Here is a 22,795-nt window from a genome sequence, read left to right on the forward strand (position 1 = left end):
CCTCGTCAATTACGTTCCAACTCGATCGGATGCGTCGCCAGCAGCGCCAAGGGCAGCGGCTGGCGACGCAGCACGTGTGCCCACAGATCGGGGCGGCCGGTGCAGATCGGGTCGGAGGGCAAGGCGGACAGCACGATCCAATCGTTGTTCTGCAACTCGCCCTCCAACTGCCCGAAGGTCCAGCCCGCGTAGCCCGCGAAGATCCGTACGCCTTCCAGCAGCGGCGCGACCAGGCGCGGATCGGAATCGAGATCGACGAGCACCACCCGCCCGTCGACCCGGCGTAGGCCCGGCACGCCCGCGATGGAGGCGCCGACTCTGAGCGTGCCGAGACATAGCGCGGCATCGCGTTTCACCGGCCCGCCGATGAACAGACTGTGTGGCGCGGCGGTCGCGGCGGCCCAGTGCGGCAGCACATCACGCACTGCCGTCTCGCTCGGCCGATTCAGCACCACGCCCAGACTGCCGCCGTCGTTGTGTTCGATGATGTACACGACGGTGCGCCGGAAAGTGGGCTCGACCAGGTCTGTCGCGGACACCAGCAAGGTGCCCGCCCGTACCAACTGCTCGCTGTGCCGGAAATCGCGCCGACGGCGGTCGCCGCCGCCGTGCGTTCTCCGTTCGTCCGGATCATCGCCGCGTGCCACTCGCACATTCTCGCAGCTGTCACCCCGATCCGCACTGGTCTGGAGCCCCGGCGTTTCGGTCGACCAGTAGAGTCGCCCCATGGAACCGCCCGAGGTCATTCTCGAAAATAGCGACGCTGTTTATGACTTCTATCTGCACCATCAGCAGAATCGGCTGAAAGCCAAAGCGTCCTATGCGCTACTCGGCCGGCGCTACCACCCGCGCATCAGCTATGCGCCGCACGCCCGGGATCAGGTGCGGGCGCTGGTGCGCTCGGGCCGGCCCCTGCTCATCGCGATCAACCATCTCTCACAGAACGATCCGTACACCGTCGCGGCTGCGGCCTGGCGCAGCGCGTTGCGCCCGATCATCGGCAGGGTGCGCGTGCTTGCCAAGGACGAACTGTTCCTCGAAGCCGAGCAGCGCCGCAAAGTCGACATGATGGGCGGAATTCCGGTATTCCGCGGTAAGGATCACGGATTGCGCGCGGTCAACGCCGCCGGGCAGCAGATGATGGATATCTGCGCGCAACGGCTGGCACGCGGCGAGCATCTGGCGATTTTCCCCGAGGGCACCTGCAACGAGGTCGACCCGGCACAGGTGCAAGCGGTCGGCAGCGGCGTCGGGCATATCGCGTTCCGTGCGCACAAACTCGGTGCGCAGCCGGTCTTGCTCAGTCTCGGGCTCAGCTACGGGCCGCGCGTGGACCCGGCGGTAGAGCCGACCAAGGAGGAGGCGAAGTCCGCCAGCTTCTATTTCGGCAACCCGATCTTCGAGCTGCCCGCCAAACCCGCGGAAATCGCGCGGCTGGTTCGCACCGATCTGCAACAGGCGCTCGACGGCGCGGTCGCGAACTACTGAGGTAGACCCATTCTGGGCCGGGCCCACGCGGGCACGGATGCGACGTACTCGGGATGTCTTTCCACATAATGACGCACCATCCCGCACATCGGCAGAATGCCGAAACCCTCTGCGCGACTGGTGCGCAAGGCGGCCTCGACCAGTGACTTCGCGTAGCCGTGGCCCTCGAATTGCGGCGCGATTTCGGTGTGCACGAACGCGCGCTCGGAAGCGGTGTCCTGGTATTCGGCCCAGCCGGCGAGGATGCCGTCGACGGAGATCTCGAAGCGTTCCAGTTGGGTGTTGTTGCGCACCTCTGTCGACATAGAGCTCGACGCTACTCTTAGGCGGCCCGATCGCGATGCTCGCAACGCGGATTGGTGCCGAAGTGTGAAATGATCTAGCAGCGGCGGCCGCCCGGGCGGAGGTACGAGATGATGCGAAATTCAGCGGCGCGGGTGCTCCCGCGCGCAGCAGGCCTGATCGCCGCTGCCGGTCTGCTCGGCGGATCGATCGCCGCCGGCCCCGCGCAAGCCGCACCCGGACTCGAATTCGGCGCCTGCCCAGCGGGTTCGGTGACCGCCGACCGCGGCGTGCAGTGCGCCGTGATCAGCGTCCCGATGGATTACGCCAAGCCCGACAGCCCGCGCATCGAGGTGACCGTGAGCCGCATCGCGGCCACCGGCGCCCGCCGCGGCGTCCTGTTCGCCAACCCCGGCGGCCCCGGCGCGGACACCCTGGACTTCTGGGCCAAGCGCGTCAGCACGCTGCCCGCCGCTCTGGCCACCGACTACGACCGGATCGCGGTGCAGCCGCGCGGATTGCGCTGGGCGACACCGTTGACCTGCCAGACCGCGGGCGATATCGCCGAGGGCGAGCAGGTTTCGCTGAGCGGCGGCACCCGCGACGAGGTCAAGAAAGCCTGCGATGCCGCGCAGCCCGGCTATCTCGATACCATCACCACCGAGAACACCGCGCGCGATATGGAATCCGTGCGCGCGGCACTGGGCCTGGAGAGACTCAATTTCCTCGGCGTCTCCTACGGCACCTATCTCGGTGCGGTCTACGCCTCGCTGTTTCCGCAGCGTGTGGATCGAATGATCCTGGACTCCAACGTGAATCCGGACTGGGTGTGGACCGAGGAATTCGCGCAGCAGCAGGTCGCGGGCAAGCAGCGCCTCGACGACCTGTTCACCTGGATCGCCGAGCACAACAGCGAATATCACCTGGGCGACACGCCTTTCCAGGTCTACGAGAACTGGGTGCGCCTGGTCTCCGCGCAGGGCGGCGGCTGGTACGCCAATCTCACCCCGCCGCCCGCCAGCGTGTCCGACCTGCCCGGTGAGCTGCCCGCGCCGATCGCCGAAATCGCCCGCGACGGCGTCAATCTGACGCTGGAGCAGGGCGGCAAGATCCAAAACCTGGTCCGCACGCTGCTTTCCGGCGGTGCGTCGGCACAGACCCCGATGGTCGGCGCCACCGCCGTCGCGACCTACACCCGGACCTTCTGGCCGACGTTCGCGCGCGCGATGTCCGAGGCCAGCGCCGACCCCGGCAATATCGCCCGGCTGCTGGCGCTGGAAGGCGTCACCGCCACCGACCCCACCGGTCGCTTCGTCTTCGCCGCGATCACCTGCAACGAGAACGCGGTCCCCGGCAAGCCCGAGCTGCTCGCCGCCGCCGTCGGCACCATCGCCACCGGCGGCAACGCCATGGACGCGCGCGCCGACATGGTCCGCTCCGGCGCGGCCTGCGGCGCCTGGGAGCCGGTCGTGAAACCGGTGGCGCTGACCGGTGCGGAGCTGCGCACCAGGCCGCTGCTGTTGCAGAGCCGCCACGACGCCCTGACCAAATACGAGGGCGGCCCCGGCCTGGCGCGCGCGTTGAACGGTGCGCTGATCACCGTCGAGGGCGGCGATCACGGCACCTTCGGGCGCGGCAACACAGTCCTCGACGACGCGGTCATGACCTACCTGCGTACCGGTCAGGTCGCCATCACCGCCGCCGACCAGGCCCCGCTGCCCAAACCCTGAGCCCGCGCCGCCGCGAAAGAAGTGGCTGTTTCTGGTCTCGGGGGTGGTCGGAATCCAGGGATCGGCCTACAGAATGTGGTTATGGCACGTGAGACCTCCCCTCGAGTTGTGGTGGCCCCGGACAAGTTCAAGGGCTCGCTGACCGCCCGCGCGGCGGCGGCGGCCCTCGCTACCGGCCTCGCACAGGTCCGGCCGGACGCCGAGATCACGCAGCTGCCGGTCGCGGACGGTGGCGACGGCACGGTGGACGCGTTCGTGGCGGCCGGGTGGGAGCGGGTCGAGCTGACCGCGCCCGGGCCGACCGGTGATCCCGAACCCACGGCCTACGCCATGCGCGACGCGATCGCGGTGGTCGAACTGGCCGCCGTCGTCGGCCTGGTGAAACTGCCTGGGGATAAACCCGACCCCCTCGGCGCGAGCACCTACGGCCTGGGCGTCGTCATCGCGCACGCCCTCGCCCGCGGGGCCACCGAGATCATCATCGGACTCGGCGGCAGCGCCTCCACCGACGGCGGGGCCGGGATGCTGCAAGCGCTCGGCGCCCGCATCCTGGACGGCGACGGACGCGAATTGGCGCTCGGTGGCGCGGCGCTGGCGTACGCGACGGAATTGGATCGTTCCGGCCTCGATTCCCATATCGCCACAGCCAGTTTCACGCTCGCCTGCGATGTCGACAACCCGCTGCTCGGCCCCACCGGCGCTACGGCCGTTTATGGGCCGCAGAAGGGAGCCACGGCGGATGACCTGCCGATTCTGGAAGCGGCCCTGGAGAATTGGTCGCGCCTGGTCGGCCCCGACTTCGCCGAGCTTCCCGGCGCGGGCGCGGCCGGCGGCACCGGGTTCGGCGCGCTGGCGGTCCTCGGCGCGCGCGTGCAGAGCGGCATCGAGGTGATCCTCGACCTGCTCGGTTTCCGCGACCTGGTCGGCGCGGCCACCCTCGTCGTCACCGGCGAAGGCTCACTCGACTCCCAGAGCTTGCACGGCAAAGCCCCGATCGGTGTCTGCTCGGTGGCGCAGGCCGCCGGCGTCCCGGTCGTCGCCGCGGTCGGGCGCACCACCCTCGCCATCGAGGAGATCCACGCCGCCGGCTTCACCGCTTGCTACGCCCTGGCCGACTTGGAATCAGACCCGGCCCGGTCGATGGCCCACGCGGCCCCGCTGCTCCAGCAGGTCGGCGAGCGGATCGCGACCGAGCACCTCCCGGCCTAAACCGGGATCTGCGCCCGCAGCAAACAGAACTCGTTGCCCTCGGGATCAGCCAGCACGTACCAGGACGCATCCGCGCCCTGGCCGACATCCACCTGCCGAGCCCCCAGCTTCAACAGCCGCTCCAGCTCCGCTTCCTGATCGCGGTCGGTCGGGCTCACATCCCAGTGCAGCCGCGACTTCTCCCGTCTCGGCTCCGACCCCGGGCTGAGAATGATCGTCGGCTGCAACCCGCCGAACCCACTCGCCGGCCCGATCTCGATGCCACCCTCGTCATCCCGATCAAGCACCGTGAACCCGAGTACCTCGCACCAAAACCGCGCCAGCTCTTCAGCATCGACGCAGTCGAGAACAAGCTCGCTCATACGACATCCCATCAACCGGTGATACCACATTCCGGCCCTGTGGACACCTGGGTATGAATTCGGAACCGACGCTGCGGATATCAGCTCGCCGAAGCGAGCGCGTTGCCGAGTAGTTCGCGGCGGTTCTTGTCGCCCCAGGCTTCGAGGGGGAGCAGTGCTACGCGCAGGGTCTCGCCGAGCTCGGTGAGCGAATATTCCACGCGGGGCGGGACTTCGGGGAAGACCTCGCGGTGGATGACGCCGCTGGCTTCGAGCTGGCGGAGGTTTTCGGCGAGGACCTTCTCGCTGACGCCGTCGAGGAGGCGGCGGATCTGGCCGAAGCGCTGTGGGCCCGCGCCGAGGACCCACATCATGTGCAGCTTCCATTTGCCGCCGACGACGTCGATCGCGACCGTCATCCCGCATACGTCGTCGTGATCCATGTCACCGTTCGTCGCCATCGCGTCCTCCTGACCTGATTGCCTACCCCGAGGTTAGTAGCCCCACCTCGACGTGCGGTCTTGTCGACTTTACCTGCGCGGATAACCATCGGTTCAAGCAAACCAGTGAACAAGACGAAGGGACACACAATGTCCGAGCAGACCACCGCACACTCCGTTTCCGTCATCGGGCTCGGCCCGATGGGCCAGGCCATGGTCCGGGCCTTCCTGAAGGCAGGCGTCGAGGTGACGGTGTGGAATCGCAGCACCGACAAGGTCGACGCCATGGTCGAATTGGGCGCCAAGCGGGCGGCGACCGTCGCCGAGGCGCTGGACGCCAACGAGGTGACCGTCGTCAGCCTCACTCACTACGCCGCCATGTACGACGTGCTCGGCCAGGCGCTGGACCACCTGCCCGGCAAGGTGATCGCCAACCTTTCCTCGGATTCCCCGGAGAAGGCGCGAGAGGGCGCGGCCTGGGTCCGGTCGCACGGCGCCGAATTCATCTCCGGCGGTGTGATGTCCGCCGGTGACGTGATCGACCACCCGGCGTCCTACATCTTCTACAGCGGCCCGAAGGACGTCTTCGACGCGCACGCCGCGCTGCTGCGACCGCTGAGTCCGCAGGAGTACCTCGGCCTCGACGACGGCCTGGCCCAGATCTTCTACCAGGCCCTGCTGATCACCTTCCACCCCTGGCTGATCGCCTTCGACCAGGCGCTGGCGACGATCGCCAACGCCGGCCACTCCATCGAGCAGTTCCTGCCGTTCGCCCAGCGCTCCAGCGCGGCCTACCCGCACTTCATGGAGCTCGCGGTGGAAACGGTGAAGACCGGCGGCTGGGGCGACCTGGCCTCCTTCAAGATGATGGATGCCGGCGCGCAGCACATCATCGACGCCAGCACCGAGTCCGGCGTCGACCCGGTCCTCTCGAAGGCCGCGCAGACGCTGTGGCGCAAGGCGGCCGAGGCCACGGAGCAGACCGGCCAGCCGGTGCCGATCTACAAGCTGCTCGGCGGTCGCACGGCATGACACCGCCGCGCGCCGTCACCTTGATCGGCCTGGGCCCGATGGGCCAGGCCATGGTCAAGGAACTGCTCGCCGCCGGTGTCGAGGTGACCGTCTGGAACCGCACCGCCGAAAAGGCCGACGCCATGGTCGAATTCGGTGCGCGCCGGGCCCGGACGGTCGCCGAGGCGCTGGCCGCCGCCGAGGTCACCGTACTCAGCCTGACCCACTACGCGGCCATGTACGACGTGCTCGGCCCGGCCGCCGCGCACCTGGCGGGCAAGGTGATCGTCAATCTGTCCTCGGATTCCCCGGCCGCCACCCGTGCGGGCGCGGCCTGGGTCCGGGGGCACGGCGGCGAGTTCCTCGGCGGCGGCGTCATGGCACAGCCCGACGGCCTGACGCTGCCCTCCTCGTACCTCTTCTACAGTGGTCCGCGGGAGGTCTTCGACCGGCATCGGGATATGTTGCGCCCCCTCGGTTCCCAGGAGTACCTGGGCACCGACGACGGTCTCGCCCAGCTCTACTACCAAGCGGTGCTGACCGTCTTCCTGCCCTGGCTGCTCGGCTTCGAACAGGCCCTGGCCACCATCGACGGCTCCGGCGAGGACATCGCCCGCTTCCTGCCCTACGCCCAGCGGGCGCTGAACGGAGCGGACGATTTCTACGCAGGGATGGCCGCAGCGGCCCAGGCGGGTGGCTGGGGCGACCTCGCGGCCCTGCGCATGATGGCGGCCGGGGCCGAGCACGCCATCGCGACCGGCGCGGCCGCGGGCATCGACACCTCGCTCACCGAGACGGCGAAAACCTTCTGGCACAAGGCGATCGAAGCCAGCGAGGCGGCCGGGTGCCCGGTCCCGACCTACGCCCTGATCCGGAACCCGCGCGCCTCAGGCTGACTCGGTGGCCGAGCCGAGGCGGGGGAAGGGATCGGTGGAGAAGATGACCTCCACCGTCACTTCGAAGTAGGACGCGATGCGCAAGGCGAGATGCAGGCTCGGGCTGTACTCGCCGCGCTCGAGATAGCCGATCGTCTGATAGTGCACGCCGAGCGCATCGGCCAGCTCGCGCCGGGAGATCCCGCGCTCGGCGCGCAACATCGCGATCCGGTTGTAGATGACCTCAGAAGGCACGCTGCATCGCTTTCTGCCGGCGCTCGGCCACTACGGACCCGGATTCGCGGCGGGCCATGCGGCGCAACACAATCGGGGCGATCAAGAGTCCGAGCGCCGCCCAGACGCCCAGGACGGCGGCGGTTTCCAGGTGCCGCCAGGACTGGCCGAGCTCGATCGCGGCGGCGTCGGCGGGCAGCAGGGCCGAGCGCATGCCCAGGCCGAGCCAGTAGAACGGGAAAATCTGCGCGAAGCCCTGCAACCAGCCGGGCAGCGCGGTGATCGGGTAGAAGATGCCGGAGATCGCGACCAGCCCCATCATCGGCATGGACAGGAAGAACATCCCGGTCGCGCTGTCGAAGAAGGAGCCGATGATCGCCCCGGCCGGGAGCACCGCGAGCAGGCCGAGGACGATCACCCAGAGCAGCGTGAGCCAGCGGCCCAGGCTGTCCAGCGAGATGCCGCCGATGATCACCAGCCCGATGCCGAGCAATCCGGCCACCTGCGCGAGCACCATGGCCGCGGTGGCGGCGAGCTTGCCGATCAGATAGCCGACCATGCCGTTCGGGATCGCCTTGGCGCGCAGCAGGGTTCCGTCCTCGCGGTCCAGCAGCAGGTAGTTGCCGATCCCGTAGAACCCGTTGAAGGCGATGAGCGAGCCCGCCACGCTCGGCAGCGCCAGCGCGCCGAGCGTGAGCCCCGTGGCCTCGAACGACCCGTTGCGCATGAAGTACAGCGCGATCAGGGTGAGGGCCGGAAAGAAGACCAGACCGATCAGGTCTTCGAGATTGGTGAACAGGCCGCGGGTTTCGATCGCGGCGCGCCGGCCGCCCGCGCGGACCGCGACCAGGGTGGCGTTCATCGGTTGACCTCCTCCAGGGTGTGTACCTCGGTCTCGAATTCGCCGGCTTCGGACCGCCGCACCAGTGTCATATAGGTGTCCTCGAGCGACGCGCGCCGGACCTCCAACTCGCCGATCTCCGCGCCGTGCTGCTTGAACAACTCGTAGACATACTCGGTCGACTGCGCGGTGGTGTGCACGAACCGCTGACCGTCGCGGGTCCAGCGGATCTCGGCTGCGCCCGCGATGCGGCGGGACAGCTCGTCGGCGGTGCCGTCGGCGATGATGCGCCCGCCCGCGAGGATCAGGATCTTGTCGGCCAGCTTCTCGGCCTCGTCCAGGTCGTGCGTGGTGAGCAGCACGGTGGTCTGCTGATCGTCGGCGAGCCGGTGGATCAGGTCGTGGAATTCGCGGCGCGCCTCGGGATCGAAACCGGCGGTGGGCTCGTCGAGGAACAGCACCTCGGGGCGGCCGACGATGCCGATAGCCACGTCGAGCCGGCGGCGCTGGCCGCCGGAGAGCGTCTTGATCTTGGCTCCGGCCTGTTCGGTGAGCCCGACCAAGCGCAGCAGTTCGTCGGTGTCCCAGGGCCTGCGGACCTGGTCGGTGCTGTAGGGCAGATAGAACGAGCCGAGGTTGTCGAGCAGTTCGCGCACCCGCCATTTGCCGTGGTCGCGCCAGGATTGCAGGACGACGCCGACGCGCGCCCGCCACCTCTCGTCCCCGTGCGCGGGGTCGACGCCGAGCACGGAAACCCGCCCCGCCGAGCGCATCCGGAACCCCTCCAGGATCTCGATCGTGGTGGTCTTGCCTGCCCCGTTCGGGCCGAGCAGGATCACCACCTCCCCGCGGCGCGCCTGAAAGCTCACGTCGTGCAGGACATCGGTGCTGCCGTACCGCATACGCAGCCCCTCGACCTCGAGCACCACGTCCTCACCCACTGTCATACGTTCCCTCCCCGTTGTGGGTTGATGATCATTCGTAGCATAACTACTACATTCGGCCACCACAATGCTCGGTCCCAAGAAAGCGAGAGCACTGCTCTTGACTTCTCCGTCTTCGCCGTGGAACACTATTCACAACAGAGAGCATCGCTCACAAATAGGAGACGACATGAACGCCAGCACCCGCTACATCGCCCCCACCGGCCTCGAGCCGATGATGAACCGAGTCTTCAACCTGCTGCCGAAACTCGGCATCAGCATCATGAATTCGCGGGAGCTGGCGGTGCGCGGCCGCAAGAGCGGGGAATGGCGGACCACCATGGTCAACCTGATGGTGGACACCGACGGCGCGCGCTACCTGGTCGCGCCCCGTGGGCACACCCAGTGGGTGAAGAACCTGCGCGTCGCCGGCGACGGCGAGCTGCGCCTGGGTCGCAAGGCCGAGGCGTTCACCGCGACCGAGGTCCCCGACGCCGACAAGGTCCCGCTGCTGCGCATGTACCTGAAGAAGTGGGGCTGGGAGGTCGGCCGCTTCTTCGAGGGCATCACCAAGGACTCGACCGACGCCGAACTGGCCGCCATCGCACCGGGATTCCCGGTCTTCCGGATCAGCTGAGCGCGAGGAATTCGATGGCGGCCGCGTAGCCCTGGATGCCCATGCCCGCGATGACCGCGGTCGCGATCGGCGAGACGAAGGAGTGGTGCCGGAACTCCTCGCGCGCGTGCACATTGCTGATGTGCACCTCCACGATCGGCACCTCGGGAATCACCAGCGCGTCGCGCAACGCGACCGAGGTGTGGGTGAGCCCGCCCGGATTGATCACGATCGCGGACTCCGACCCCCGGGCCCGATGGATGCGATCGATCAACGCGCCTTCGGAATTCGACTGGAACGCGACGATCTCCCGCCCGAAACGCGCTGCCGTCCGCTCGCACAGGGCGACCACGTCATCCAGTGTGGCCGCGCCGTACACCTCGGGCTGGCGGGTGCCGAGCATATTCAGGTTCGGGCCGTTGAGCACCAGGATCGGACCGTCGGAAGGCATAGGCCTCACCCTAGTTCAGAGGCCCTGCGGACCCTCCGCGCGCAGGTCGTCGACCTTGCTCATGGCCGAGCGCAGTTCCTCGAGCCATTCCCCGGCGTGCTTGCCCGCGAGTTTCACCGTCCAGGCCAGCGCGTCGGAGCGGGACCGGGCCACCCCGGAGTCGACGAGCGTGTCCAGCACCTTGCGTTCGGGCTGACGTAGCCGCGTCATCACCGGCACCGACATATTGGTGAAGGTGAATCGCTCGCCGTCGACGGAAACGCCCCACGCCACATTGCGCCCATAACGGTGCTGCGCCTCGCCGGCGATCTGCATTCGCGCCGGCCGGGTCGATTCCCGGAACCGGGAGATGGCCCCTTCTTTGGTGGCCTGTGGCACCTCGTCGGTGGGCGCGTCCGCGTCTACGTCCGAGTCCTTGGCGAGGTTGGCCTTTTCCGCCTTCGGCATCGGCAGCTCGCCGATCACCACGATTTCGTCCCGGTCGATCTCGATGACGGGCGGACCGGTGAACCAGTCACTGGGCAAACGACCGGCGAACCAGTCCGGGACGTCTGCCGGGTCGGGGAGATCGGCCTGCTGCCAACCGCCGGGCCTACCGAAACCACGTCCCCGGTGTTCGTGCCGCATGGGGAGTCACCTTCTTCTGACTGGGCGCTGTCGGAAGGCCTTCAGCGCTGGAGTGTTTCACTGATTACAACATTACGTCGCAATCGAGGCATCGGGTTCTGCTTCCGGTGAACAGGTTTCGAGGGGGGTACATATAAGGGCAGTCGCCCGGCCGGTACCGTGGCGGCGCCAGTTATCGCCTTGTGACTGGACACCGTTCATGATCGGCCCATCCGAACCGAGATATCGGGCACAATTGGATGCTGAGCGTGGGTAACGTCCGGCAGTCAGCAGGGCGGCGCAGGCAACTTTCCTGTCAGGTACGGTGATCTTGTTACTGGAGTGACAAGAGTGAAGAGTGGGCGACATGGATGTGTGGGGATCCCGCCGCTTTCGCGTCCGGGGCGCAGTGGCACTCGCGGGGGTGGCGGCTGTTCTACTGGGCACGGTCTCGTGCGCTGAGGAGAAGACGCCGAACGAACCCGAGGCCGTCGTCGACCGCTTCACCGACCTGCTCGACGACCAGAATTACACCAAGGCAGCGCAACTCACCTCCTACCCGACGGCCGCCACGGCAACGCTGAAGCAAATGTTCGAGGGCTTACAGCCGGGCAAGGCCGACTTCGAGAAGTCCCAGTTCATCAACCTGGGCGCCAGCGAGGGCATTTTCAGCCTGGACGCCAACTGGAACTTCGGCGAGAAGAAGGACTGGAAGTACAGCCTGCAGGGCACTGTGCGCAAGCTCGCCATCGGCTGGCGGATCTCCTGGGAACCCAGCCTGGTCATGCCGCAGCTGCAGAACAACCGCACCGTGAAACTGGTGCGCACCAATCCGGCGCCCGCGCCCAAGGTCCTCGATCTGGTCGGCGCGCCGCTCATGCACGAGCAGCCGATCAACGTCATCAAGCTCGATCCGGCCAAGATGACCGACCCGCCCGCGTCCGCGAACGCACTGGCCAAAGCCATCGAACCGGTCGCGCCGCTGATCACCGGCGATACTCTGCTGCAGCAGCTCTCGGGCTCGCAGGGCAAGCCCATCGTCGCGGTGAACCTGCGCGAACCCGACTTCGCGATCCTGGAACCGCGCATGGCGCCGATCCCCGGCGTGGTGATGGAGAAGCAGCAGCGGCTCATCTCCTCCGACCGCCGGGTCTGGTCGCCCATGCTGGACGCGCTGCGCAAGGTGCAGCAGGACAGCCAGGAACAGCACTCCGGCTGGGGCGTGCAGATCTTCGAGCCGGACGGCAAGTTCGTCACGCAGGTGGCCGGCGTGCAGGGGCCGCCCGGTCCGGACATCGCCTCGACCATGGACCAGCGGTTGCAGCGCGCCGCCGAGGACGCGGTGGTCAGCGTGGGCGCGCCCGCTTCGATCGTGGCGATCCAGCCCTCCAGCGGCGCGGTCGTCGCGGTCGCGCAGAACAGTCAGGCCAGTGCGCACGGGCCGGTCGCTTTCACCGGGTTGTATCCGGCAGGCGGCAATATCGAACTGTTCCGCGCCATCGCCGCGGTGAGCAAGAACAAGGCGCCGCAGGACATCACGGTGCCCGAAGCCGCCGAGGCGGCGAGCCGGTTGGGCGTCGGCATCGACTACCAGGTGCCCGGACTGGACGAGGTCACCGGCCGGCTGGCCATCGCGGGCCGCAGCGCCGAACAGGTCAAGCAGGGCGGCGGTTCGGACGCGGTGCTGGCCAGCCCCTTCGGCATGGCGATCGCCGCCGCCGCGATCGCGCGCGGCGAGGTGCCGGCGCCGATGATCGAGGCCGGCAAGCCCAGCGTCACCGACGCGAAACTCGAACCGCTGCACGGCCCCATCGCCGACCGGCTGCGCACCATGCTGCGCGACGGCGCCGGAGCGCCCGAGATGGCGAGCCTGCGGGGCTATCACGACCTCGGCGGCTACGCGGTGCGGGCGGGCTCGGACGGCTGGCTCATCGCGACCATGGGCGACCTGGCCTTCGCCGTCCACATCAACAACGTGGACAGCGGCGACATGACGGCGAAGATGGCCGCGCGCATGCTGCAGGCGCTGGCCTCGCCCGACGCCTGAGCTAGTTCAAGGCCCGGACGGCCGCGCGCCAGCCGAGCAGGAACAGCGCCAGCACGGTGGCGGCCACGAGGACGAAACTGAGTGCCGTGCCCTGCCCGCTGACCACTCGCAGCAGCATGCCGCCGCCGAGCGTGCCCAGCCACACCAGTATTCCGGTGGGCCACAGCGCGGTGCCGTCGAACCGGGCGCCGTCCAGGATCCGGGCCGCCGTCGTGTAGGCCACCGCCCACCCGATCGCCAGCCCGATCGCGAACGGCCACAACGTCTTCAGCAGGCCGGTCAGGACCGCCTCGTCATGGCTGCGCCGGCCGATCACGCAGAACAGGATCACCAGCAGTAGATCAACCACCAATGGCACCAGCTTCTTCACCCGCGCCAGGGTAGTGCGGCCGGTGCCGGCGCTCAGAACCGGCGTTGTTCGAATTCCTTCTCGAACTCGGCGTCCTCGGCCTGCGGGGTGCGGAACAGGAACGCGAACACGATCCAGCCGATGATCGCGACCAGGATGAAGCTGACCAGACGGTAGACGAAGGCGGCGGCGACCGCCTGCACGGCGGGCAGGCCCGCGGCGACGGTGAGGCTGTAGATGAGGGTCGCGTCCACGTAGACGATGCCGCCCGGGGCGAAGGGGATGGAGCCCACCGCTTTTCCGGCGGTGAACGCGAGCAGCAGGCCGGCCCAGCGCGGGTCGGCGCCGACCGCGTAACAGGCCGCGCCGAGGCAGGCCACGTCGGCGAGCCGGTGCATCAGCGCCCACACCCCGACCAGGGCGCCGTCGCGTTTGCGCAGGTCCACCGATTCCAGCTGGCCGAGCACGTCGCTGACCTTGTCCATGCCCTGCTCGGCCGGGCGCTTGCGCACCCGGTTCGCGAAGCCGAGCAGCCGGCGCAGCACGGCTTCCAGTCCGCCGGGATGTTTCGCGACGTAGTTGCCGGCCCAGATCAGCGCGACCACGCCCGCCAGCGAGAGGATGAGTTTGAAAGGGCCGATCGAGTTGCCGACCAGCAGCGCGCCGCCCACCCCGAGCAGCGCCAAGCCGGCGGTGGCGACGACCCCGGAGATCACCAATTGCCAGGAGGCCACGATCGGGCTGGCGCCCCAGCGCCGCGTCTGCCGATAAGTGAAGGCGGTGGAAAAGACCTGGCCGGCGGGCAATGTCACCGACATGGCGGTGGCGCCGTAGACGACGGCGACCGAGCGGCGCTGCGAGACCTGCACACCACCGGCGCGAAGTAATTGTTTCTGCAGCCGGCCGAATCCGCTCATGGAAACTGCTTGTAATGCGATACAGAGGGCGAACCAGCCCCAATGGATTTCGCTGAGACTTTGCCAGGATTCGTGTAATCGCGGCCATAGATAGATGCCTTCGGCGACCAGCACGGCGACCAGCACGAATCCGAGCAGCCATTTCAGCCAGCGGAATCTGCTGCGTCTGGGGGGTGGGTCGGGCAGATTCACGAAGTCAGCCTAACGAACCGGCCTTTTCGCTGTCTGCATCGGCGTTCGGCAGGTCGGACTCTTTCGGCCAGGCGAGACGTGTTTTCCGGCGCCGGCCGCGCAGCTGTACTTCGTTGCCGGAGACCCAATAGTCCTGCTCACTTTCATCGGCGAAATACAGCGCGCTGCCCGAAGTCAGTACCCGGCCCGGCTGATCTTTGGCGAGTTCGGTCAGCCGGGAAGCCTCATTGACCGGATCGCCGATCACGGTGTATTCGAAACGATTCGCCGCGCCGATATTTCCGGCGACCGCGAGGCCCGCGGAGACGCCGATACCGATATCGAGACCGGGCACCTCGCGTAGCGCCTCACGCAGTTCCCGGGCGGCCGCCAGGGCGGCGGTCGGCGCGTCGGGACGATCCAGCGGCGCGCCGAAAATGGCCAGCGCGGCGTCGCCGACGAATTTGTTGACGAAACCGTGGTGCCGGTCGATCACGTCCACGACGATTCGGAAGAACTCGTTGAGCAGGCTGACCACCTCGGTCGGCGGGCGCTCGGCGGCGGTCGCGGTGGAGCCGACCATGTCGACGAAAAGCACCGCCACGAACCGGGTCTCACCGCCCAGTTCGGTGCCGTAATCCAGCGCGCGCTGCGCGACCTCCTCGCCGACGTGCTGGCCGAAGAGCTCCTGCAACTGGCGGCGCTTGGCGGCCTCCTCCATCATCCGGTTGAAACCGACCTGCAGCAGGCCGATCTCGGAACCGTCGAAGACCTCGACCTGGACGTCGCGCGCGCCCTCCTGCACCCTGTTGATGGCTTGGGACAGCTGGCGCACCGGGTCGGTGATGCTGGAACCGGTCAGCATGGACAGCGCCAGCGCCTGCATGATCACCACGCCCGAGAGCAGCAGGATCGAGATGGCCAGCGACTGCGCCGAGAACTTCACGTCCGAGGTGATCTGGGTGACGCACAGCAGCACGATCGCGATGGTCGGCGCGAACGTGCCCATGCCCCAGGTCATCGCCATCCGGGTGCCGACGCCCGGGGTGAGCGTGTGATCGAAGGTGCCTTCGGTCAGCGCCTGCGCCGCGACCGGGCGCAGGATGCGCTCGCCGAGCATGTAGGTGAAGCCGAACACGATGGTGGCGGCCATGCATTCGGTGACGATCACCGCGCCGGCCAGCTCGGGCGTCCGGGAAACGATCAGCCAGGCCAGCACCGCGCCGCAGAGAATCCACAGCGCCAGGTGCACGATCGCCTGCCGAAGCGGCGCGTGCAGCGCGGCCATCTGCTCCTGCCGGCTCGGCGGTCCGCCGCGCACCTGCCAGCGCATCACCGGGCGCAGCATCAGCGCGGAGGCGAGCAGGCTGAGCAGCCCGCCGGTGCAGAACACCAGGGCGGGCACGAGCAGGCCGGTGCGCCGGGCGCCGGTCGGTTCGCCTTCGGGGACCGGCAGACCGTACTGGATGAAGGCCCACACCAGCACCGCGCCGAAGGCGTTGGCCGCCAGCATCGAGGCCAGGTAGAGCGGCCAGCGGGTGCGCATGGTCTGCTTGACCGCTTGCAGTGCGGGACTCGCGCCGTTCGCGACGCCGTCCATAGTCACGCTGCGCTACCTCCTCCCGGCGCTGAGCTCGCGGCGCAGGGGCGCCGACACGCACACCAATCTATCGTTTCGATCATGCGGACACCCGCTCGAGGCGCGAGGCCCCATTAGGCTCGGTGCAGTGACGGACCAGAAGCAGACTTCAGCCTCGGCGCCGCGCGCGACCGCCGCGGACGCGGTGCATCCGCTGGTCCGGCAGTCGGCGGAGTGGGCCTGGCGGTTGCTGGTGATCACCGCGGCGGTCGGAGTCCTCGCGATGATCATCCAACGGCTCTCGACCGTGGTGATTCCGCTGGCTATCGCCTTGTTGGCGGCGGGTTTGCTGGCGCCGTTGGTGGATTGGCTGCAACGGCTCGGCGTGCCGCGCGGGGTCGGTGTGTTCGTCGCGCTGATCGGGTCGATCGGTGTGGTCGCGGGGATCATGACCTTCGTGGTCGAGCAGTTCGTCGCGGGCCTGCCGAAGCTGACCGACGAATTCACCCACAGCATCCAGAAGGTGCAAGACTGGCTGACCAACGGGCCGCCGCACCTGAGCAACGAGCAGATCCGCAACGCGGGCGACACCATCGTCAAGACGATCCAGTCGAATCAGGACAGTCTCACCAGCGGCGCGCTGACCACCGCGACGGTGATCGGGCACATCCTGACCGGCACCTTCCTGACGTTGTTCATCCTGATCTTCTTCCTGTACGGCGGCGATCAGATCTGGCATTTCGTCACCCGGATCGTGCCGCGCACACACCGGGAACGGGTCCGGGTGGCGGGGCAGCTCGGTTTCGGCACCCTGGTCGGGTTCGTGCGCGCCACGGTGGTGGTGGCCGCGGTCGACGCCATCGGTATCGGCGCCGGCCTGGCGATCCTCGGCGTGCCGCTGGCGCTGCCGCTGGCCTCGCTGGTGTTCATCAGCGCGTTCGTGCCGATCATCGGCGCGTTCCTGGCCGGGTTCGTCGCGGTGTTCATCGCCCTGATGACCAAGGGCATCGTGACCGCGCTCATCGTGCTCGGCATCATCATCGCGGTGATGCAGCTGGAAGGCCATGTGCTGCAACCACTTCTGCTCGGACGCGCGGTGAGCATCCATCCGCTGGCGGTGGTGCTGGCGATCACCGCGGGCGTGGTGCTCGGGGGCATCGCGGGTGGTCTGCTGGCCGTGCCGTTCGTGGCGGTGATGAATACCGCGATCCGGTCGTTGCTGGCCGACAGTCCGGAGGAGGCGTTCCAGGAATTACGGCCGGACTCCGGGCGGCTGTACTCCGCCGCGCCGGACCGGCCCGACCCGGACCGATTCGACGTGACCGCGACACTCCTCAAAGAGGAAGAACGGGCCGACAGTCCATTGCGCACCGGGGGCAGCGATGACGTGGAACGCGACCGCTGAACAGACTGCCGCCGAACTGAACCCGGCCGAGGCGGCGACCGCGCCGCTGTGGCGGGCCGTGCAGGCGTTCCGGCTGGTGACGCTGCTGTACGCGATCGGGCAGCAGGTCGCCTCCGTGCAGTACTACGACAATCAGCGGTTGAGCTGGGTGTTCATCGCCCTGATGGCGGTGTGGTCGGGGGCCTCGGCGTTCCTGCTGTCGCACTGGTGGGTGGCCACGGTGGCGCGGGTCCGGCTGTGGGTGGTGCTCGGCGACCACATCGTGGTGATCCTGCTGATCGCCGCCACCCGGCTGGTCGCCGACTACGACTGGTACCACGGGCATCAGACGCTGCCGACCACGCTGTGGGCGGCGAACGCGGTGATCTCGGCGGCCCTGCTGCGCGGGCCGGTGCTCGGCATCGCCTCCGGCATCCTGATTTCCCTCGTGATCATCACCGTGCGCGAGCAATGGGGGCAGGACGTGTGGACCGACGCGACGCTGCCGGTGCTGGTGTCGGTCGGGCTGGCGCTGGGGTTGGCGGCCAATACCGCGCGGCGCGCGCAAGAGCAGTTGCAGCGGGCGGTGCGGTTGACCGCGGCCGCCGAGGAACGGGAGCGGCTGGCCCGCGAAGTACACGACGGCGTGCTGCAGGTGCTCAGCTACATCAAACGGCGCGGCGCCCAGATCGGCGGTCCCACCGAGGAATTGGCGGAGCGGGCCGGGGAGCAGGAGGTGGCGCTGCGCGTGCTGATCTCCGAGCAGGGGGCGCGCGGTGACACCGGCGGGGCCGAGGTGGACCTGCGCTCGCTGCTGACCGTGCACGTCACGCCGACGGTGTTCGTGTCCACGCCGGGTGAGCCGGTCATGGTGGGCCGGTGGGCGGCCGGCGAGATCGCGGCGGTGGTGGCCAACGCGCTGTCCAACGTGGAGCTGCACGCCGGGCCGGGTGCGAAAGCCTATGTGCTGCTGGAGGATACCGGCGACGAGCTGATCGTCAGCGTGCGCGACGACGGGGTGGGCATCGCGCCCGGGCGGCTGGCCGAGGCGGAGGCCGAGGGGCGGATGGGCATCTCCCGCTCCATGGTCGGGCGGATCGCGACCCTCGACGGGACCGCCGAACTGCTGACCGCCGACGACGGCGCCGAATGGGAATTCCGGATCCCCCGAAATGCCGGGTGACTCTGGCACGATGAAGGCGGGACCCGCCCGGTGACCTGCGGCGGAGGGGAACAGGAGACAGCGATGAGCGGCAGCACGGCGATCACGGTGATGGTGGTGGACGACCACCCCATGTGGCGAGACGGCGTTTCGCGCGATCTGGCCGAGGCCGGATTCGAGGTGGCGGCCACGGCGGACGGGGTCGGGGCCGCGACGCGGCGGGCCGCCGCGGTGCAGCCCGCCGTCGTACTGATGGATATGCAGCTCACCGACGGGAACGGGGCGCAGGCCACCGCCGAGGTGCTGCGGGTGTCGCCGAACAGCCGGGTGCTGGTGCTGTCGGCGTCGGCGGAGCGGGACGATGTGCTCGACGCGATCAAGGCGGGGGCCTCGGGATATCTGGTGAAGAGCGCGTCGTCCACCGAGCTGATCGACGCGGTGCGCGCCACCGCCGCCGGGCAGCCGGTGTTCACGCCTGGGCTCGCGGGGCTGGTGCTCGGCGAATACCGGCGCATGGCGACCGCGCCCGCCGCCCCCGACGAGCCGCATCGGCCCGCGCTCACCGAACGCGAGACCGAGGTGCTCCGGATGGTGGCGAAAGGCTTGTCCGCCAAGCAGATCGCCTCCCGGCTCGGGTTGAGTCATCGGACGGTGGAGAACCACGTTCAGGCCACGCTGCGCAAGCTGCAGCTGGCCAACCGCGTCGAGCTCACCAGGTACGCCATCGAGCAGGGGCTCGAGTAGGCCCTGGTCATCCTGAGCGGAGCGAAGGATCCGGGTTTTCCCGGATGTCGCCGGGCCGCGCGCTCGCTACCCTCGATGTCATGGGTGGCCCGGAAACAGTCAATGGTGCGGACGGCACGATCGGCGACCGCGAGCTGCGCGTCTCCGACGCCGAACGCGAACACGTCGGCCAGCTGCTACAGCGCGCCGTCGGTCTCGGCATGCTGTCCCTCGGCGAGTTCACCGAGCGGATGGATACCGCCCTCGCCGCCAAGACCCGCGGTGAATTGAACGCCGTTCTCATCGATCTCCCCGGCGTGCGCCTGATCGGTCAGCCCGCCGCTCCGCCCACACGTTTCGTCAACGCCGCCCCGTCGTTCCCCAAACCGGTGCGCCACCCAGCCCCCGCCAATCCCGGCAACGCCATCCGCAGCCGCATGTCCGGCGTCACCCGCAAGGGCCCCTGGCAAGTGCCGCCCACCCTGCGCTTGAACAACTGGTTTTCCGGGGTGACCCTCGACTTCACCGAAGCCATAATGTCCACCCAGACAGTCGAACTCCACGTCGACGACTACTTCGGCTCGTTGAATCTGATCGTCCCCGCCGGAGCCACCGTCGATCTGAACGGCCTCGACCTGATCGGCTCCAGCATCAACAACAAGGTCCGCACCGGCCCTCCACCGGGCCCGCTGCACCTCGTCGTCCGCGGTCAGCTGCGCTTCGGTTCGGTCACCGCCAAACACCCCTTCATCGCGCACTGGCGCAAACTCATGGGCCATTGAGTTGACCTCCGAGGTCATGGCGGTGACCGGTCGGCGGACGGTAGCCTCCTGATATGACCGCTGCGGAGCACCTGGAAGAGCCCATCAAGGGCCGGATGGTGCTGCTGCCGACGCCCCCACCAGATGGGTTCACAGCTCGTGATCTGCCCCGCCTGATGGAGGTCGTCGATGGCCGATTCGAACTGCTGGACGGTGAAGTCGTGATGATGGCGCCGTCGAACGTGTGGCACAACGAAGTGGTCGACTGGTTGAAGTTCGAGTTGCGGCGGTCGGCGCCGGCAGCGATGTATGTCGGCGCCGAGCAAGGGATCAATCTCGGCGGTTCGGTTCCGGAACCGGATCTGCTGGTCGTCTCGAGGGCAGCGGTCACAGATGACTCGCTCATTTTCCAGCCTGCGGACGTGCATCTCGCTGTCGAGGTCGTCTCGCCGCGCACCAAAACGAAAGACCGCGTGTTGCGACCCGCTCAGTACGCCGAGGCCGGCATCAAGCGTTTCTGGCGCGTCGAGAGGGAGGCGGCCCGCTCGATCGTGGTCTACACCTTCGAGCTGCGCGCAGGCGGCTATGCACCGACTGGCGAGCATCGGCGCCGACTGGAGATCGATCGCCCGTTCCGCATCGATATCGAATTGCCCGATCCGACTTACTGATCGGCACGAAGCGGTCGGTGCTAGGTGTGGACGCCCAGGCGGTGGGCGAAGGCGCGCAGGGGAGTGCGGCGGTCGTTTTCGAGGAGTTCGGAGACGATGTGGCGGGGCAGGGATTGGTATTTGATCCAGTCGGGGCCGCCTACGCGTTCGGCGTGCAGTAGGGCGTCGAGGGCGCGCCGGTGGTGGCCGGTGCGGGTCCACGCGACCGCGGTGTCGGCGAGGTGGCGGGCGCGGGAGGCTTGCGGGAGGCCGATGGTGGCAGGCATTTTGTCGGCAGCGGCGAGGGCCTCGGCGTAGCGCTCGGAGGAGACGTTGACGTCTACGGTCTGCATGACGACTTGGGAAGGGCCGAAATAGGTTTCGTAGTCGCGGCGGTCGCTGCCGAGGCGCAGGGCCACTTCGCTCGCGGCTTCGATCAGGGAGAGAGCTTCAGGGACGTTCTGGGCGCGGCCGGCGGCGGTGGCGCCTTGCAGGACCAGTGAGCCGTAGGACGACAGATGGGCCGGGGTGGCGTCGCCGGTGGGTTCGAGTTCGGCGGCGGCGCGCAGGGCGACGCGGCGGGACTCGTCGTAGCGGCCCTGTACCAGCAGTTGCCAGGCGACCGAGCCGCGAATAGTGGCCAGCAGCAGCGGATCCGAGCCGCGTTCGGCGGCGGTGAGGGCCTGCCGGATGGCGAGGAACGCGGGGTCGGTCTGGCCGAGATGGACCAAGGTGCAGCCGGTGACCCAATACATCCGAGCCAGAAGCTCGTTCGCGGGGGCGACGGCCCCGTTGCGGGCGGCATGCGCGGTCGCGCGCAACTGGGTGAGCCCGGACGGCAGGATCGTGGTGAGCAGCTCGTAGCGGCCAACCCAGTACGCGCCCCACGCGTAATCGACTGTGCGGGAAGCTTCGTCGAGGGTGATGGCCTGTTCCTCGGGCACCTCGCCGAGTAGATCGTCGACCGGCGTCAGCGCGCGGCGGATGGCGACGATGCCCGCTCCGGGATTGCCGGACGGCACACCATGGCGTTTTCCGATCAGATCGGCGATATCGACGTCCAATGCGCGGGCCAGCTTCTGCAGGCTGGCGATGGAGGCGGTCTGCCGTCCACCCTGTTCGAGTTTGCGCACCAGGTCGACACTGACCCCGGCCTGATCGGCGAGCTGACGTTGCGTGAGCGCTTTGCCGCGGAAGCGCCGGATCCGCACGCCGATCGACGAATCGTCCATCTACCCAATTCCTTTGTTACATCTGTGTTTCAGGGTACCGACGCTAGGGGATAGCGCTAGCTGAAAGTGGGACATTGCGTACGACTTGTTCGTCCCGACTTCGGAATACCGTTGTTTTTCTGCAACTTTGAGAAGCAAGGGCGGCGGCAATGACAACCATGGCCATTCTCACGTGCGACAACCAACGCTCAGCCGAAAAATTAGCCTTACCGGAAGGATCCGCCACCGGATTCGGCGAGGGGTGAGCGCCGTGTTCGAAAGCTGCCATTCCCCACACGAAGTCGCGCATCTGCTGCGGCGGCGTTTCGGCCTGCCGGTGCAATTGCTCGCGGGCCGTCCGATGATCACCACCGGCTCCATCCTCGGTGCCCTGGTCATGCCACCGCACCTGGGCCAACAGGTCCTCGCGGCACTGGACCCGGACCTACAGGCTCCCGTGGTCGCCGACCCCGGCGGCCGCAACTGGACCTTCCTGGTCACCTCGCCCAGCCCGGCCAAGCCGGTGGCCATCGCCGTCCGCACCCATCTGGCCGCCCATCAGGTCACCGTTGTCCCGAGCGGCCGCTACGTCCTGCTACCCACGACCGACTCCCTGCTCGGCTGGCACTGGGCCGTCGAACCCGCCCCGGGCGCCCTGCGCCTGCCGCCGCGCTCGGCCGTCATCGAAGCCGTCCACCGCGTCATCGCGTTACCCGCACCGACCGCCTGACCGCCTGCGACCCGTCCTATCCGTTCTCGGCTGGGGCGGGTCGTGCGCGGTGGCCGCAGGCGAC

The 22,795-nt window shown here is 68.2% G+C and carries 26 protein-coding genes; 13 read left to right on the plus strand and 13 right to left on the minus strand.

The window, feature by feature from the left end:
* Nucleotides 1-5: 5 nt before the first annotated feature.
* Complete coding sequence (locus tag AB0M14_RS18405) at nucleotides 6-647, minus strand: YqgE/AlgH family protein (RefSeq protein ID WP_364996276.1); 642 nt, start codon at nucleotides 645-647, stop codon at nucleotides 6-8.
* Between the two features lie 79 nt (nucleotides 648-726).
* Here AB0M14_RS18405 and AB0M14_RS18410 point away from each other — a divergent pair, with 79 nt between their 5' ends.
* On the plus strand, nucleotides 727-1,488 hold the full coding sequence (locus tag AB0M14_RS18410) for a lysophospholipid acyltransferase family protein (protein ID WP_364996279.1): 762 nt from the start codon (nucleotides 727-729) through the stop codon (nucleotides 1,486-1,488).
* On the opposite strand, the gene AB0M14_RS18415 is transcribed toward AB0M14_RS18410, so the two are convergent.
* A complete protein-coding gene (locus AB0M14_RS18415) occupies nucleotides 1,482-1,793 on the minus strand; it encodes a GNAT family N-acetyltransferase (protein WP_364996282.1) in 312 nt (103 codons plus the stop codon). The genes AB0M14_RS18410 and AB0M14_RS18415 overlap by 7 nt on opposite strands.
* Nucleotides 1,794-1,904: 111 nt before the next feature.
* On the opposite strand from AB0M14_RS18415, the gene AB0M14_RS18420 reads away from it, so the two are divergent.
* Together AB0M14_RS18420 and AB0M14_RS18425 are read left to right on the plus strand one after the other, a co-directional pair.
* Nucleotides 1,905-3,500 (plus strand): alpha/beta fold hydrolase, encoded by a 1,596-nt coding sequence (locus AB0M14_RS18420; RefSeq protein ID WP_364996285.1) that lies wholly within the window; start codon nucleotides 1,905-1,907, stop codon nucleotides 3,498-3,500.
* 81 nt (nucleotides 3,501-3,581) lie between these two features.
* Nucleotides 3,582-4,709, plus strand: coding sequence for a glycerate kinase (locus tag AB0M14_RS18425; RefSeq protein WP_364996288.1), 1,128 nt, complete (start codon nucleotides 3,582-3,584; stop codon nucleotides 4,707-4,709).
* Here the strand turns inward: AB0M14_RS18425 and AB0M14_RS18430 are convergent.
* On the minus strand, nucleotides 4,706-5,083 hold the full coding sequence (locus tag AB0M14_RS18430) for a VOC family protein (RefSeq protein ID WP_364998932.1): 378 nt from the start codon (nucleotides 5,081-5,083) through the stop codon (nucleotides 4,706-4,708). The two genes, AB0M14_RS18425 and AB0M14_RS18430, sit on opposite strands and share 4 nt — an antisense overlap.
* Nucleotides 5,084-5,151: 68 nt before the next feature.
* The gene (locus AB0M14_RS18435; RefSeq protein ID WP_364996291.1) at nucleotides 5,152-5,511 is read right to left on the minus strand and encodes a helix-turn-helix domain-containing protein; all 360 of its coding nucleotides are present in this window, start codon (nucleotides 5,509-5,511) and stop codon (nucleotides 5,152-5,154) included.
* 105 nt (nucleotides 5,512-5,616) lie between these two features.
* Between AB0M14_RS18435 and AB0M14_RS18440 the strand changes: the two genes are divergently transcribed.
* Together AB0M14_RS18440 and AB0M14_RS18445 are read left to right on the plus strand one after the other, a co-directional pair.
* Nucleotides 5,617-6,522, plus strand: coding sequence for an NAD(P)-binding domain-containing protein (locus tag AB0M14_RS18440; protein WP_364996294.1), 906 nt, complete (start codon nucleotides 5,617-5,619; stop codon nucleotides 6,520-6,522).
* Nucleotides 6,519-7,397, plus strand: coding sequence for an NAD(P)-binding domain-containing protein (locus AB0M14_RS18445; protein WP_364996297.1), 879 nt, complete (start codon nucleotides 6,519-6,521; stop codon nucleotides 7,395-7,397). The genes AB0M14_RS18440 and AB0M14_RS18445 overlap by 4 nt, the downstream gene beginning before the upstream one ends.
* Here AB0M14_RS18445 and AB0M14_RS18450 read toward each other — a convergent pair.
* From AB0M14_RS18450 to AB0M14_RS18460, 3 genes are read right to left on the minus strand one after another with little or no spacing between them, the layout of a single operon-like run.
* A complete protein-coding gene (locus AB0M14_RS18450; protein WP_364996300.1) occupies nucleotides 7,389-7,631 on the minus strand; it encodes a helix-turn-helix transcriptional regulator in 243 nt (80 codons plus the stop codon). The genes AB0M14_RS18445 and AB0M14_RS18450 overlap by 9 nt on opposite strands.
* A complete protein-coding gene (locus AB0M14_RS18455) occupies nucleotides 7,621-8,472 on the minus strand; it encodes an ABC transporter permease (protein WP_364996302.1) in 852 nt (283 codons plus the stop codon). Before AB0M14_RS18455 ends, AB0M14_RS18450 begins: the two co-directional genes overlap by 11 nt.
* Entirely contained in the window at nucleotides 8,469-9,398 is a 930-nt protein-coding gene (locus AB0M14_RS18460) for an ABC transporter ATP-binding protein (RefSeq protein WP_364996305.1), read from the minus strand. The genes AB0M14_RS18455 and AB0M14_RS18460 overlap by 4 nt, the downstream gene beginning before the upstream one ends.
* 166 nt (nucleotides 9,399-9,564) lie before the next feature.
* On the opposite strand from AB0M14_RS18460, the gene AB0M14_RS18465 reads away from it, so the two are divergent.
* The gene (locus AB0M14_RS18465) at nucleotides 9,565-10,011 is read left to right on the plus strand and encodes a nitroreductase family deazaflavin-dependent oxidoreductase (RefSeq protein WP_364996308.1); all 447 of its coding nucleotides are present in this window, start codon (nucleotides 9,565-9,567) and stop codon (nucleotides 10,009-10,011) included.
* Here the strand turns inward: AB0M14_RS18465 and aroQ are convergent.
* Nucleotides 10,004-10,441: a type II 3-dehydroquinate dehydratase gene (gene aroQ / locus AB0M14_RS18470; RefSeq protein ID WP_364996311.1), complete on the minus strand. Its 438-nt coding sequence runs from the start codon at nucleotides 10,439-10,441 to the stop codon at nucleotides 10,004-10,006. The two genes, AB0M14_RS18465 and aroQ, sit on opposite strands and share 8 nt — an antisense overlap.
* A 15-nt stretch (nucleotides 10,442-10,456) precedes the next feature.
* Nucleotides 10,457-11,068 carry a hypothetical protein gene (locus tag AB0M14_RS18475; RefSeq protein ID WP_364996313.1) on the minus strand — a complete coding sequence of 204 codons (612 nt, stop codon included), beginning with the start codon at nucleotides 11,066-11,068 and terminating at the stop codon, nucleotides 10,457-10,459.
* A 346-nt stretch (nucleotides 11,069-11,414) separates the two neighbouring features.
* On the opposite strand from AB0M14_RS18475, the gene AB0M14_RS18480 reads away from it, so the two are divergent.
* Nucleotides 11,415-13,094 carry an NTF2-like N-terminal transpeptidase domain-containing protein gene (locus tag AB0M14_RS18480; RefSeq protein ID WP_364996316.1) on the plus strand — a complete coding sequence of 560 codons (1,680 nt, stop codon included), beginning with the start codon at nucleotides 11,415-11,417 and terminating at the stop codon, nucleotides 13,092-13,094.
* 1 nt (nucleotide 13,095) lies between these two features.
* Here AB0M14_RS18480 and AB0M14_RS18485 read toward each other — a convergent pair whose 3' ends face one another.
* The 3 genes from AB0M14_RS18485 to AB0M14_RS18495 are packed head-to-tail and all read right to left on the minus strand — an operon-like array spanning nucleotide 13,096 to nucleotide 16,077.
* Nucleotides 13,096-13,464, minus strand: coding sequence for a DUF3054 domain-containing protein (locus AB0M14_RS18485; protein ID WP_364996318.1), 369 nt, complete (start codon nucleotides 13,462-13,464; stop codon nucleotides 13,096-13,098).
* Between the two features lie 32 nt (nucleotides 13,465-13,496).
* Entirely contained in the window at nucleotides 13,497-14,552 is a 1,056-nt protein-coding gene (locus AB0M14_RS18490) for a YbhN family protein (RefSeq protein WP_364996321.1), read from the minus strand.
* Nucleotides 14,553-14,556: 4 nt separating this feature from the next.
* Entirely contained in the window at nucleotides 14,557-16,077 is a 1,521-nt protein-coding gene (locus AB0M14_RS18495; protein WP_364998933.1) for an adenylate/guanylate cyclase domain-containing protein, read from the minus strand.
* A 238-nt stretch (nucleotides 16,078-16,315) separates the two neighbouring features.
* Here AB0M14_RS18495 and AB0M14_RS18500 point away from each other — a divergent pair, with 238 nt between their 5' ends.
* From AB0M14_RS18500 to AB0M14_RS18520, 5 genes are all read left to right on the plus strand, one after another.
* Nucleotides 16,316-17,515, plus strand: a complete 1,200-nt coding sequence (locus tag AB0M14_RS18500) for an AI-2E family transporter (RefSeq protein ID WP_364998935.1) — start codon at nucleotides 16,316-16,318, stop codon at nucleotides 17,513-17,515.
* The gene (locus tag AB0M14_RS18505) at nucleotides 17,493-18,677 is read left to right on the plus strand and encodes a DUF5931 domain-containing protein (RefSeq protein WP_364996323.1); all 1,185 of its coding nucleotides are present in this window, start codon (nucleotides 17,493-17,495) and stop codon (nucleotides 18,675-18,677) included. Before AB0M14_RS18500 ends, AB0M14_RS18505 begins: the two co-directional genes overlap by 23 nt.
* 63 nt (nucleotides 18,678-18,740) lie before the next feature.
* On the plus strand, nucleotides 18,741-19,400 hold the full coding sequence (locus AB0M14_RS18510; RefSeq protein WP_364996325.1) for a response regulator transcription factor: 660 nt from the start codon (nucleotides 18,741-18,743) through the stop codon (nucleotides 19,398-19,400).
* A gap of 119 nt (nucleotides 19,401-19,519) precedes the next feature.
* Nucleotides 19,520-20,161: a DUF1707 domain-containing protein gene (locus AB0M14_RS18515; RefSeq protein WP_364998937.1), complete on the plus strand. Its 642-nt coding sequence runs from the start codon at nucleotides 19,520-19,522 to the stop codon at nucleotides 20,159-20,161.
* A gap of 53 nt (nucleotides 20,162-20,214) precedes the next feature.
* On the plus strand, nucleotides 20,215-20,811 hold the full coding sequence (locus AB0M14_RS18520) for a Uma2 family endonuclease (RefSeq protein WP_364996328.1): 597 nt from the start codon (nucleotides 20,215-20,217) through the stop codon (nucleotides 20,809-20,811).
* Between the two features lie 20 nt (nucleotides 20,812-20,831).
* Here the strand turns inward: AB0M14_RS18520 and AB0M14_RS18525 are convergent, their stop codons facing one another.
* On the minus strand, nucleotides 20,832-22,022 hold the full coding sequence (locus tag AB0M14_RS18525; protein WP_364996330.1) for a helix-turn-helix transcriptional regulator: 1,191 nt from the start codon (nucleotides 22,020-22,022) through the stop codon (nucleotides 20,832-20,834).
* Nucleotides 22,023-22,272: 250 nt separating this feature from the next.
* Here AB0M14_RS18525 and AB0M14_RS18530 point away from each other — a divergent pair, with 250 nt between their 5' ends.
* Nucleotides 22,273-22,731 carry a hypothetical protein gene (locus tag AB0M14_RS18530; RefSeq protein ID WP_364996334.1) on the plus strand — a complete coding sequence of 153 codons (459 nt, stop codon included), beginning with the start codon at nucleotides 22,273-22,275 and terminating at the stop codon, nucleotides 22,729-22,731.
* Nucleotides 22,732-22,795: the final 64 nt, after the last annotated feature.

Origin of the sequence: Nocardia sp. NPDC051832 (genome assembly GCF_040681285.1) — a bacterium.
GTDB lineage: Bacteria > Actinomycetota > Actinomycetes > Mycobacteriales > Mycobacteriaceae > Nocardia.

Excerpts from the sequence above, each read along its gene's own strand:
- AB0M14_RS18480 (WP_364996316.1), top strand. The coding sequence starts at position 11,415 with ATGGATGTGTGGGGATCCCGCCGCTTTCGCGTCCGGGGCGCAGTGGCA.
- AB0M14_RS18510 (WP_364996325.1), top strand. The coding sequence starts at position 18,741 with ATGAGCGGCAGCACGGCGATCACGGTGATGGTGGTGGACGACCACCCC.
- aroQ (WP_364996311.1), bottom strand. The coding sequence starts at position 10,441 with ATGCCTTCCGACGGTCCGATCCTGGTGCTCAACGGCCCGAACCTGAAT.
- AB0M14_RS18465 (WP_364996308.1), top strand. The coding sequence starts at position 9,565 with ATGAACGCCAGCACCCGCTACATCGCCCCCACCGGCCTCGAGCCGATG.
- AB0M14_RS18495 (WP_364998933.1), bottom strand. The coding sequence starts at position 16,077 with ATGCGCACCCGCTGGCCGCTCTACCTGGCCTCGATGCTGGCGGCCAAC.
- AB0M14_RS18430 (WP_364998932.1), bottom strand. The coding sequence starts at position 5,083 with ATGGGATGTCGTATGAGCGAGCTTGTTCTCGACTGCGTCGATGCTGAA.
- AB0M14_RS18520 (WP_364996328.1), top strand. The coding sequence starts at position 20,215 with ATGACCGCTGCGGAGCACCTGGAAGAGCCCATCAAGGGCCGGATGGTG.
- AB0M14_RS18455 (WP_364996302.1), bottom strand. The coding sequence starts at position 8,472 with ATGAACGCCACCCTGGTCGCGGTCCGCGCGGGCGGCCGGCGCGCCGCG.
- AB0M14_RS18415 (WP_364996282.1), bottom strand. The coding sequence starts at position 1,793 with ATGTCGACAGAGGTGCGCAACAACACCCAACTGGAACGCTTCGAGATC.
- AB0M14_RS18410 (WP_364996279.1), top strand. The coding sequence starts at position 727 with ATGGAACCGCCCGAGGTCATTCTCGAAAATAGCGACGCTGTTTATGAC.
- AB0M14_RS18445 (WP_364996297.1), top strand. The coding sequence starts at position 6,519 with ATGACACCGCCGCGCGCCGTCACCTTGATCGGCCTGGGCCCGATGGGC.
- AB0M14_RS18460 (WP_364996305.1), bottom strand. The coding sequence starts at position 9,398 with ATGACAGTGGGTGAGGACGTGGTGCTCGAGGTCGAGGGGCTGCGTATG.
- AB0M14_RS18435 (WP_364996291.1), bottom strand. The coding sequence starts at position 5,511 with ATGGCGACGAACGGTGACATGGATCACGACGACGTATGCGGGATGACG.
- AB0M14_RS18475 (WP_364996313.1), bottom strand. The coding sequence starts at position 11,068 with ATGCGGCACGAACACCGGGGACGTGGTTTCGGTAGGCCCGGCGGTTGG.
- AB0M14_RS18505 (WP_364996323.1), top strand. The coding sequence starts at position 17,493 with ATGACGTGGAACGCGACCGCTGAACAGACTGCCGCCGAACTGAACCCG.
- AB0M14_RS18425 (WP_364996288.1), top strand. The coding sequence starts at position 3,582 with ATGGCACGTGAGACCTCCCCTCGAGTTGTGGTGGCCCCGGACAAGTTC.
- AB0M14_RS18420 (WP_364996285.1), top strand. The coding sequence starts at position 1,905 with ATGCGAAATTCAGCGGCGCGGGTGCTCCCGCGCGCAGCAGGCCTGATC.
- AB0M14_RS18525 (WP_364996330.1), bottom strand. The coding sequence starts at position 22,022 with ATGGACGATTCGTCGATCGGCGTGCGGATCCGGCGCTTCCGCGGCAAA.